Origin of the sequence: Microbacterium sp., from assembly GCF_036277215.1 — a bacterium.
In the GTDB taxonomy this organism is placed as follows: Bacteria; Actinomycetota; Actinomycetes; order Actinomycetales; family Microbacteriaceae; genus Microbacterium.
In genome coordinates this window covers 1-9,784 of sequence record NZ_DASUNI010000307.1, presented here as the reverse complement: position 1 = coordinate 9,784, position 9,784 = coordinate 1, and the positions used below count along the sequence as shown (strand labels likewise).

Below are 9,784 nucleotides of genomic sequence, written 5' to 3'. Positions count from 1 at the left end.
CCCAGGATCTGGGTCTCGCCGCGCTGGAAGATCGCCGAGCCGTGGACGCGCGGGATGACCTGCACCTCGGCGTCCAGCGGACGGATGTCGGCCAGGCCGCGTCCGTCGATGCGCACGCCCTCGGCGAGGATGCGTCCGCGGACGATCTTCTTCGTGACCGACTTGTAGGCGGCCGAGAACTCGAGCGTGGCGACGGCCTGCAGCTCGCCGGACTCGACGGCCTCGAGCAGCTGGCCCTTGACCTCATCCTTGAGCGCGTCGTCGGCGTTCTGACGCTCGACCTTGTCGGCGATCTGGTAGATCGACACAAGGCGGTCGTACGCGCGGTGCGCGACGAAGTCGTAGGTCTCCTGGCTGTACGGCAGGAAGACCGGGAACTCCTTGATCTCCTTCGACGCGGTGTTCGCGACGACGTTCTGAGCGGCGACGAGCTGCTTCAGGAAGGGCTTCGAGGCCTCGAGGCCCTCGGCCACGACCTGCTCGTTCGGCTTGGTCGCACCGCCCTTGATCAGGTTCCAGCTGCCTTCGGTGGCCTCCGCCTCGACCATCATGATCGCGACATCGTCGTTGCCGTCGGCATCCGTGAGAACGCGACCGGCGACGATGAGGTCGAAGACGGCCTCTTCCAGCTGGGTGACGGTCGGGAACGCGATCCACTGATCGGCGTTGTCGCCGTGGCCGGGGATGAGCGCGAGGCGGACGCCGGCGATCGGACCGGAGAACGGAAGGCCCGAGATCTGGGTCGACAGCGACGCCGCGTTGATCGCGAGGGCGTCGTAGAACTCACCCGGCGCGATCGAGAGCACCGTCACGACGATCTGGACCTCGTTGCGGAGGCCGTCGACGAACGACGGTCGCAGCGGCCGGTCGATGAGACGGCAGACGAGGATCGCCTCGGTGGAGGGACGGCCCTCACGACGGAAGAACGATCCGGGGATCTTGCCGGCAGCGTACGAGCGCTCCTCGACATCGACCGTCAGGGGGAAGAAGTCGAAGCCCTCACGGGGGCTCTTTCCGGCGCTGGTGGCCGAGAGGAGCATCGTCTCCTCGTCGAGGTAGGCGGCGACTGCACCCTGCGACTGCTGCGCAAGGCGTCCGGTCTCGAACCGGACTGTGCGGGTGCCGAAACGGCCGTTGTCGAGAACGGCTTCGGCGGCAGTGATTTCAGGACCTTCCAAGAGGTCTCTCTCTTTCTGTTATGGCGCGCGCTCCGCAAGCGATGCGGCGGCGCGGTGCCCTTCTTTACACTCGCGGATCCATGTGACGCGCGAGCGTGCGAAGGAGCAGGAACAGGCAGATTATCGGCGCGCGACATTCCGTCGCGGAGTACCTGCGCTGGTCACCAGTAGAAGACCACCCGGCGCATGCGCGACGGGGAACCCACCACAGGGGACCAGCTTGCTGCCGGCCTGCTCCGTGTAGCTCGTGTTCAATTGAGCGGATGCCGCAAGGCATCCCGAGTCAGCCTACCAGTGCACGGGCTCCGCGCCGGTGCCTCGAGGCGCCGCCGACGCGGCCCAGGGTGGCGGCGGCGGTGAGCGGATGCCTAGGGTGGGGGTCATGAGCACCGAAGAGAAGCCCGCCGGTGAGGCATCCGAGGAGATGAAGCGCAAGTTCAAGGACGCGCTGGACAAGAAGAACGCGAAGCAGCGCGACGGGGAGGCGCACCTGGACGGGGACTCCCCCGTGCACGGCACGCACGGGCCCGTGCAGACCAAGCGCGAGTTCCGTCGCAAGAGCGGCTGAGAGGAGCCGACATGGTCTTCGACCCCACGTTCCACGAGATCGACCGCGAGGCCGACAACCTGCCCGACCTGGCCGGGAAGGATCCCGAGCTCGACCCCGACGACAGCGACGGCGCGCTCGACCCGTTCGACGCCGGCTCTGTCGACGAGGACCAGGAGGCCGTCGCCGAGGGCGGGGCCGAATCGCAGATCGTGGCCGGGAACGTCGCCGCCGACGATCTGATGCCATACGGCGAGGAGTGATCGGAGGCACGCGATGAGCGGCTTCGAAGAACGCAATCCCGACGACGAACGCGACGTGCCTCTGGATGACGCGGAGGAGTTCGCGACGCCGCCTGCGACGCTCGACCCCCTCGAGTCGGTCGAGGACGACGTCGACGAGCTCGAGCTCGAGGAGCGCGAGTCGGCGAGGGAGGCCGGCGAACTCGACGGGAAGGACTGAGTTCCTCCGCCCCACTTCGGGATCGGTCCGCGCACGCGTCGGGCCCGCCCGCACGCGGCGGACGGACCCGGACGACGCGCTCGTCAGCGGCTGAGGGCGGCTGCCCGCTCCTGCGCACGCGACTGGCTCGCCTCGGCCTCGGCGACCGCGGCCTCCTCCAGACCCTGCGTGCCGACGGCATCCTTCGCCCCCGACATCCCGTCGTGGTCGTCGCCGGAGAGCGTGGTCTCGTCGAACGGCAGGTCGCCGCGCAGGACCTGGCGGGCCCGAGTGGAGTCGAACTCCTTCACCCAGGTTCCGATCAGCACCGTCGCCACGGCATTGCCGGTGAAGTTCGTGATCGCACGACCCTCCGACATGAAGCGGTCGATGCCGACGATGACGCCGACGCCGTTCACCAGGTCGGGGCGGTAGGCCTGCAGACCGCCGGCCAGCGTCGCCAGGCCGGCGCCGGTGACCCCGGCCGCGCCCTTGGACGCGATGACCATGAACAACAGGAGCCCGATCTGCTCGGGGATGCTCATCGGGGTGCCCATCCCGGCGGCGATGAACAGCGAGGCCATCGTGAGGTAGATCGCCGTGCCGTCGAGGTTGAACGAATACCCCGTGGGCACGGTGATGCCCACGACGGGCTTCGCCACACCGAGGTGCTCCATCTTCGCGATCAGGCGGGGAAGCGCCGATTCGGAGGACGACGTGCCGACGATCAGCAGGTACTCGCGAGCCAGGTACTTCATCAGGCTGAAGATGTTGATGCGCGTCACGGCGAACAGGAGCGTGCCGAGGATGCCGAAGATGAACACCGCGCAGGTGATGTAGAACGCGATCATCAGGATGCCGAGGCTCACGATCGCGGCGAAGCCGGTCTTGCCGACGACCGCGGCGATCGCGCCGAACGCTCCCAGCGGGGCGAGCCACAGGATCATGCCGAGGATCCGGAACACCAGCGCCTGGAGGTTCTTGACGGCGCTCATGATCGGCTCGCCCTTGGGTCCCATCTGCTGCAGCGCGAAGCCGACCAGCAGCGCGATGAACAGCACCTGGAGCACGCTCTCGCCGGTGAAGGCCGAGAAGAACGTCGTCGGGATGATGCCGAGGATGAACTCCTGCGTCGTCTTGGCCTCCGTCGCACTCGCGTCGTAGGTCGAGTTCGACATGTTCAGGCCCTCGCCAGGGTGGATCAGGTTGCCCACCACGAGACCGATCGCCAGGGCGAAGGTCGTCATGATCATGAAGTACAGCAGGGCCAGGCCGCCGATCTTGCCGACCGTGGCCGCCTTGGCTATCGAGCCCACGCCCACCACGATCGTGCAGAAGATGATCGGCGCGATCATCATCTTGATGAGCGCCACGAACCCCTTGCCGATGGGCTCGAGTGCGACTCCGACGTCGGGCCAGATGAGGCCGATGGTGGCACCCAGCACGACCGCGATGATGACCGCGATGTACAGCCACGTGTGCCGGTCCCACGAGGTCTTGCCGCGTCGCCAGTTGTAGCCGGGGAGCTTGAACGATTGGGTTCTGGGGATCTGAGCCATCTTCGCCTCCGAAAGGGTTCGAACTTCTCTGTTCCGGGTCGCCGCTGCGGCACCCGTCCTGCGATCACTGTGCGCGACGGATGCCGGATGCGCCGGGTTGTGGTCGTATTGGTCTCAACCTGACCCGAACGCGAGGAGGCGTATGGCTGCCACACGCGCCGCGAGCGCGGCATCCCGTGTCTTCCTGGCCTTCCTCAGCGCGGTCGTGGCGATCGCGGCGCTGCTGGCCGTCCTCCTCACCGTCGACGCCCAGGCGGCCGAGCGCGCGGAGGCTGAGACGCTGACGCTGTCGCTGGCGCGGACGATCGCCTCCATGCCGACGGTCACCGCCGCGATGGACGAGTCGGATGCCGCCACGACCGCCGCTCTTCAGCCCGTGGTGCTCGAGATCACCGCGGACACGCCGCTGGATTTCATCACGATCATGCGGCCGGACGGGATCCGCCTCACCCACCCGGATCCGACCCAGATCGGCGGCAGGTATCTCGGCACGATCGACGAAGCCGCCGCGGGGGGCACTGTCACGGAGGAGTTCACCGGCACCCTCGGACCATCGGTCCGCTCGGTCGTGCCCGTCCGCGACGGCGCCGAGGTGGTCGGTCTGGTCGCGGCAGGGGTGACGGTCGGCAACGTGTGGGGGCAGGTGTGGGGACGGCTGCCGTTCGTGCTCGGCGTCGCGATCGCCCTCGCAGCCGTCGGCGCGGCCGCCGCGCTGCTCGCGCGTCGCCTCACACGGCGCATCGCCGGAGATCTTCCGGCGAGCACCGTGCGCGACGCGGTCTCGTCGTACGAATCGGTGCGCACGCTCGGTGAGGCGCTGCGCGCGCAGACCCATGAGCACGGCAATCGCATGCACACCGCGGTGGCCCTGCTCGAGCTCGGCCGCACGGAGGAGGCGATCGGCATCCTGACCGAGACCTCCCGGCAGAGCCAGGAACTCGTCGATCAGGTCGCCGCGCGCAGGGACGGCGACCCCACCGTGGGCGCGCTCCTGCTCGGCAAGGCCGCGCAGGCCCGCGAGCGGGGCGTGGACTGGAGCGCAGAGATCGACCCCACCGCACCGCGCAGCGCCCTGAGCCCGGTCGACGCGGTCTCGGTGGTCGGCAACCTGATCGACAACGCACTCGACGCAGCCGCCGGCGGAGCGGATCCGCGGTGGGTGCGGGTCGCGTTCGCACCCGCCCCGGGTGGCGCTCTGGCTCTGTCCGTCTCCGATTCGGGGTCCGGCGTGGCGGACGAGCTTCGCGAGCGCATCTTCGAGCACGGCTTCTCGACCAAGCCTGCGGGTTCCGACGGCCGCGGAGTCGGACTGGCCCTGGTGCGGTCGATCGTCGAAGGGGCGGGCGGCGCGGTGGACCTGTCGTCGGCGCCGACCACGTTCCAGGTCATCCTGCCGGGACGGCGCCCATGATCTCGGTCCTTCTGGTCGATGACGACGCGCTCACCCTCGAGTTGCATCGGACCTACGTGGAGCGGGTCGACGGATTCCGGGTCGTCGCCGAGTGCACCGGGGCGCGAGCGGCGGTGTCGGCGATCCTGGAGCGTCCGCCGGCGGAAGGCATCGACCTCGTCCTGCTCGACATGACGATGCCGGACGGGACCGGCCTGGACGTGCTGCGGCACGTCAGGGCGCGCGCTGCGGACGTGGACGTGATCGCGGTCACCGGCGTGCGCGATGCGGACGTGGTGCGCCAGATGGTGGGACTGGGGGTGGCGCAGTACCTCGTCAAGCCGTTCTCGTTCGCGGTGTTCCGCGACCGGCTCGAGCAGTATCGCGCGTATCGGGAGCGCGCGCGCGAGGCGACCGGACCCGCTACGCAGTCCGAGATCGACGCGATGCTCGGCGCACTCCGGCCGACGGCATCCGTCGCTCTGCCGAAAGGACTCTCACCCGACACGCTCGATCGCGTGACCGGCGCCGTGCGCGGAAGCGGACCCCTGTCCGCCGCCGAGGCCGCGTCGGCTCTCGGGATGTCGCGGGTCGCGGCCCGCCGATACCTCGAGCACCTCGCGGACACCGGGCAGGTCGTGAGATCACCGCGCTACGGCACGCCGGGCCGTCCCGAGACGGAGTACGGCTGGCATCCCTGACCGTCGCTCAGAGCGACCGCGTCGCGATGTCAGCCCACGGTCCGGCGCGGCGAGCGGTGTCGTCCGCAGGCGCCAGACTGGGATCAAGCAGAGGAGTCCGCCAGTGGCAGCAGCACCCGAGGGCTACGACGCGGACTTCCTGTCCCTGGCCGTGGGGATGCCGCGGCCGCTCGGCGACCGTGAGCTTCGCGAGCTCGCGTACCTCCATTTCTCCGTGCTCCTGGATGCACGAAGGCGACTGGCCGCGGTGACCGCGGTGAACATCGACGGCGCGTCACTGCTCGACCTGGAGCGGACCGGGGACTGGGAACTGGATCCGCGGGTGCCGGCGACGGACCAGGCCGGACCCGGGCTCTACAGCGACAACGACCTGGACCGCGGTCACCTGGTGCGCCGCCGCGACCCGGGCTGGGGAACCATCCCCGAAGCGCGGGCGGCGACCGAGGCGACGTTCGTGTACCCGAACGCCGCTCCGCAGGCGTCCGTGTTCAACCAGTCCAAAGAGCTGTGGCTCGGGCTGGAGGACCACGTCCTGCACTTCGCCGGCTCGAGCGCCTTGCGCCTCTCGGTGTTCACCGCCCCCGTCCTCGATCCCGACGACCCCTCCTACCGCGGCGTGCTCATCCCCCGCCGGTTCTGGAAGGTCGCGGCGTGGACCGAGGGGTCGGCGGAAGAGCCGGTGCTCGCCGCCGCCGGCTTCGTGCTCGATCAGGCCGAGCTCATCGAGCTCGACGAGGCGGCGATCGCCGTGGCCCGCCTGGGGTCCTTCCGCACCTTCCAGGTTCCGATCTCCGACATCGAGGCGATCGCCGCCGTCGACCTCGGCGAGCTCGTCGCGGCGGATGTGATGCCGGTGGCCGCCGCGCGGCCGGGTCGGTGGAGCGAGCTGGAGAGCGTGACCGACATCCGGCTGTAGCGCGGGGCGCTGCGGCCGGAAGGTGCGATCTACTCCCCCGCGAGACCGCCGAGGAGGTGGCCGAACGAGCGGCCTTCGCCCAGATAGTTCGCCGGGTCGAACGGATCGGCCGACGCCGCGGGTGTGCGGCGCGCGATCGCATCGGCCAGTTCGGCGGCGCCGCGGTCGATGCGCTCGCCGAGCGGGGCGACCTGGTCGCCCGACGCTCCCCAGTCACTGGACGCCGCGAACACTCCGGTCGAGACGGGTTCGGCATGCAGATAGGTGAACAGCGGCCGGATGGCATAGTCGATCGCCAGCGAATGGCGCGCCGTGCCCGCATTCGCGCCGATCAGCACGGGCTTTGCGGTCAAGGCGTCCGGGTCGAGGATGTCGATGAACGACTTGAACAGCCCCGAGTAGCTCGTGGAGAAGATCGGCGTCACCGCGATCACGGCATCGGCCGACACGACCGCGTTGACCATGGATTCGAGGGCCGGCGGCGCGAAACCCGTCAGGAGGTTGTTCGTGATGTCGTGCGCGTAGTCGCGCAACTCGAACACGTCCACCTCGACGTCGATCTCACGTTCCGCCAGCTGCCGCACCGTAGTGGCGGCGAGGCGGTCGGCGAGCAGGCGCGTCGACGAGGGATTGGACAGACCGGCCGAGACGACGGCGATGCGACGCGGAGTCATGTCACGCTCCCGTCCGGGTCGCAGCGGCACCGAAGGACGATCCCGCCTGGACGGGCGTGTCCCGATACGGCGACGGGCCGGAGAGGTTGTCGCCGCGGTTGGGGTTCGGGACCGTTTGCCGGGGCGCCTGGTCGCCGTATTTCGCAGCGACGAGCGAGGCGTGGGTGGGGGCGTCCGGTACCTCCGCCGGGCGGTTCTGGGCGAGCTCTCTGCGCAGCACGGGCACGACCTCCCCACCGAGGATGTCGAGCTGCTCGAGGACCGTTTTCAGCGGCAGCCCCGCGTGGTCCATGAGGAACAACTGACGCTGGTAGTCGCCGAACAGGTCGCGCATGCCGGCGTACCGGTCGATGACCTGCTGGGGCGAGCCGACCGTGAGCGGGGTCATCTCGGTGAAGTCCTCCATCGACGGCCCATGGCCGTAGACCGGGGCGTTGTCGAAGTAGGGCCGGAACTCACGGACGGCGTCCTGCGAATTCGCGCGCATGAAGACCTGGCCGCCGAGGCCCACGATCGCCTGCTCGGGTGTGCCGTGGCCGTAGTGCGCGAAGCGCTGGCGGTACAGGGTGATGAGGCGCTGGTAGTGCTCGGAGGGCCAGAAGATGTTGTTCGCGAAGAAGCCGTCGCCGTAGTACGCCGCCTGCTCAGCGATCTCGGGAGTGCGGATCGATCCGTGCCAGACGAACGGCGGCACGTCGTCGAGCGGCCGCGGGGTGGAGGTGAAGCCCTGGAGGGGGGTGCGGAACTTGCCCTCCCAGTCCACGACGTCCTCGCGCCACAGCTTGTGCAGCAGTGCGTAGTTCTCGATCGCCAGGGGCAGCCCCTGGCGGATGTCCTGGCCGAACCACGGATACACCGGTCCGGTGTTCCCGCGCCCGAGCATGAGGTCGGTCCGTCCCCCCGAGACGTGCTGCAGCATCGCGAAGTCCTCGGCGATCTTCACCGGGTCGTTCGTCGTGATCAGGGTCGTCGCGGTCGAGAGGACGAGGCGCTCGGTCTGAGCGGCGATGTAGGCGAGGGTCGTGGTGGGCGAGGACGACCAGAACGGCGGATTGTGGTGCTCTCCCAAGGCGAACACGTCGAGTCCGACGTCCTCCGCATGCTTGGCGAGCGTGCTCGTGTTGCGGATCTTCTCGCCTTCGCTGGGGGTGCGCCCCGTTGTGGGGTCCTCGGTGATGTCGCTCACGGTGAAGATGCCGAACTGCATGGCCGGGGCCGGCGTCGAGGCGGTGCTGGTGTCGTTCACGATCGATCTCCGATTCGGGATGCCGCGGCATCCAGTTATATTCAGATGAATGTACTCGATAGAACACCGATGAGAAGAATCTATTCCCGCCCGGCCGAGCGAGCGCGGGGTTCGTCGGTCAGCGCCGCCCGAACACCTCGAGCATGTCGCGCACCAGCTGATGCGGGGCGGTCTCGCAGGGCGCGTGGCCGGTGGAGTACACCGCCAGTCGCGCACCGATGCGCTCTGCGTACGACGCGTGCTGCGCCGTGGGCCACAGGTCCTGTTCGCCCACCGCGATGAACTTCGGGATGTCGATGGCCGCGACCTCGTCCGCGACGTCGGGCATCGTCATCATCAGCCCCACGATGTCGTCGATCGCAGGTCGCCGGATGAGCCCGAGTCGCTCTCGCACGAACGCGATCCGCTGCGGCGGAGTGCGGTTGAGGTTGTAGCGGATGCCCCAGAGGATGAGCCCGGCGGCGCGATGCGGTGGCATGTCGGAGATCGGTCCGATGTGCTTCACCCCGCGGAACACCTGACCCGTGGCCGGCGGCGCCGACATCAGGGTCAGGCTCGCGAACAGGTCGGGTCGTTCGACGAGGGCCAGCTCGGCGACCAGGCCCGCGAAGCTGTAGCCGAGCACGTGCGCGGGCGTGCGCCCGTCTTCGAGGATCGCGATGAGGTCGTCGAGGAACAGCCGGTAGTCGTATCGATCGCGGGGAGGATCGAGATTCTCAGGTCCGGCGGCGATCGATGCGTAATGGCCGGCGAGGTCGAAAGATTCGACCCGATAGCCGGCTCCCGCGAACAGCGGGAACAGCAGGACGAAGTCCTCCTTGGATCCGGCCACGCCCGAGACCAGCACCACCCTCGGCGCGTCGGGATCGCCCAGCCGGACGCGCGCGATCGGGCCGCTCGGTGCCGCGAACAGATCCTGCACGGTTCCCTGCGGGAAGACGCGCCAGTCGAAGTCGGGTATGGCGCGGTCTTTTGCGAGCGCCTGGTCGATCTCGGTCATCGCGACGCCGAGACTATCGCGCCGGACGACCTCCGGGTTCGGGGGCGCGGCGCGAGCGGCCGAGGAGGCGGCCATCGTCGGAGAACGGCAGTGCGCGCGAGGCTCAGGATAGGGTTGCGAACGCCGTGATGA

The 9,784-nt window shown here is 69.0% G+C and carries 10 protein-coding genes and 1 pseudogene; 6 read left to right on the top strand and 5 right to left on the bottom strand.

Annotated elements, in window-relative coordinates:
* Positions 1-1,178: pseudogene (locus VFX99_RS15040) on the bottom strand (polyribonucleotide nucleotidyltransferase); the annotation flags it as partial.
* Between the two features lie 382 nt (positions 1,179-1,560).
* Between VFX99_RS15040 and VFX99_RS15035 the strand changes: the two are divergent.
* The 3 genes from VFX99_RS15035 to VFX99_RS15025 are packed head-to-tail and all read left to right on the top strand — an operon-like array spanning position 1,561 to position 2,187.
* Entirely contained in the window at positions 1,561-1,746 is a 186-nt protein-coding gene (locus VFX99_RS15035; protein WP_329667103.1) for a DUF5302 domain-containing protein, read from the top strand.
* Positions 1,747-1,757: 11 nt separating this feature from the next.
* Entirely contained in the window at positions 1,758-1,988 is a 231-nt protein-coding gene (locus VFX99_RS15030; RefSeq protein ID WP_329667102.1) for a hypothetical protein, read from the top strand.
* A 13-nt stretch (positions 1,989-2,001) separates the two neighbouring features.
* The gene (locus tag VFX99_RS15025) at positions 2,002-2,187 is read left to right on the top strand and encodes a hypothetical protein (protein WP_329667101.1); all 186 of its coding nucleotides are present in this window, start codon (positions 2,002-2,004) and stop codon (positions 2,185-2,187) included.
* A gap of 83 nt (positions 2,188-2,270) precedes the next feature.
* Here VFX99_RS15025 and VFX99_RS15020 read toward each other — a convergent pair whose 3' ends face one another.
* Positions 2,271-3,725: a cation:dicarboxylate symporter family transporter gene (locus tag VFX99_RS15020; RefSeq protein WP_414684398.1), complete on the bottom strand. Its 1,455-nt coding sequence runs from the start codon at positions 3,723-3,725 to the stop codon at positions 2,271-2,273.
* Positions 3,726-3,867: 142 nt separating this feature from the next.
* On the opposite strand from VFX99_RS15020, the gene VFX99_RS15015 reads away from it, so the two are divergent.
* The 3 genes from VFX99_RS15015 to VFX99_RS15005 all read left to right on the top strand — a co-directional run bounded on the left by VFX99_RS15015 (position 3,868) and on the right by VFX99_RS15005 (position 6,732).
* Positions 3,868-5,136 carry a sensor histidine kinase gene (locus tag VFX99_RS15015; RefSeq protein WP_329667100.1) on the top strand — a complete coding sequence of 423 codons (1,269 nt, stop codon included), beginning with the start codon at positions 3,868-3,870 and terminating at the stop codon, positions 5,134-5,136.
* Positions 5,133-5,816, top strand: a complete 684-nt coding sequence (locus tag VFX99_RS15010; protein ID WP_329667099.1) for a response regulator — start codon at positions 5,133-5,135, stop codon at positions 5,814-5,816. The genes VFX99_RS15015 and VFX99_RS15010 overlap by 4 nt, the downstream gene beginning before the upstream one ends.
* Before the next feature lie 157 nt (positions 5,817-5,973).
* A complete protein-coding gene (locus VFX99_RS15005) occupies positions 5,974-6,732 on the top strand; it encodes a DNA/RNA non-specific endonuclease (protein ID WP_414684399.1) in 759 nt (252 codons plus the stop codon).
* A gap of 29 nt (positions 6,733-6,761) precedes the next feature.
* On the opposite strand, the gene VFX99_RS15000 is transcribed toward VFX99_RS15005, so the two are convergent.
* The 3 genes from VFX99_RS15000 to VFX99_RS14990 all read right to left on the bottom strand — a co-directional run bounded on the left by VFX99_RS15000 (position 6,762) and on the right by VFX99_RS14990 (position 9,652).
* Positions 6,762-7,406 carry an FMN reductase gene (locus VFX99_RS15000; RefSeq protein WP_329667097.1) on the bottom strand — a complete coding sequence of 215 codons (645 nt, stop codon included), beginning with the start codon at positions 7,404-7,406 and terminating at the stop codon, positions 6,762-6,764.
* Between the two features lies 1 nt (position 7,407).
* Positions 7,408-8,613 (bottom strand): LLM class flavin-dependent oxidoreductase, encoded by a 1,206-nt coding sequence (locus tag VFX99_RS14995; protein ID WP_329667104.1) that lies wholly within the window; start codon positions 8,611-8,613, stop codon positions 7,408-7,410.
* A gap of 157 nt (positions 8,614-8,770) precedes the next feature.
* The gene (locus tag VFX99_RS14990; RefSeq protein WP_329667096.1) at positions 8,771-9,652 is read right to left on the bottom strand and encodes an alpha/beta fold hydrolase; all 882 of its coding nucleotides are present in this window, start codon (positions 9,650-9,652) and stop codon (positions 8,771-8,773) included.
* Positions 9,653-9,784 lie beyond the last annotated feature (132 nt).